This is a genomic window from Paracoccus sp. SSK6 (genome assembly GCF_039770665.1).
GTDB lineage: Bacteria > Pseudomonadota > Alphaproteobacteria > Rhodobacterales > Rhodobacteraceae > Paracoccus.
On the sequence record NZ_JBDPNJ010000108.1, the window covers coordinates 1 to 485 of the forward strand.

At 61.6% G+C, this 485-nt stretch carries 1 protein-coding gene; it reads left to right on the forward strand.

The genetic code is table 11. The annotated features are described in order from the left end of the window. Position 1: 1 nt before the first annotated feature. The coding region (locus AAIL68_RS17610; protein WP_347141078.1) for an IS30 family transposase at positions 2-485 on the forward strand (484 nt) is incomplete at its 3' end.

The window sequence follows — 485 nt, forward strand, 5'->3', positions numbered from 1 at the left end:
CCTGAGTTTCGAAGAGCGCCGAAAGATTGCCAAATGGCGCGAAGGCAAGATGCCGGTGCCGGAAATCGCCGATCGGCTTTCGCGCCCACCCTCGACAATCTATCGGGAGCTGAAGCGCAATACGTTTCTGGACGCCGAGCTTCCGCAGTATAGCGGCTACTATGCGGTGACGGCCCAGGACAAGTACGAGCGCCGCCGCGCGGTTCATCGAAAGCTGGTCGCCCATCCGGAGGTGAAGGCAGCGGTCGAGGATGCGCTCAAGGCGGGCTGGTCTCCGGAACAGATCGCCGGCCGGATGCGACTTGAGCAGCACCGCATCTGCGTCAGCCATGAAACGATCTACCGCTTTGCCTATTCAAAGCTTGGCCTCGCGGAAGCCTTCCATCGTCACCTGCCCGAGCATCGTAGACGTCGCAGGCCGCGAAACCACCGACGACATCAGCGCAGTCACATCCAGGACAGCCAGAGCTTGTGTCACCGGCCCA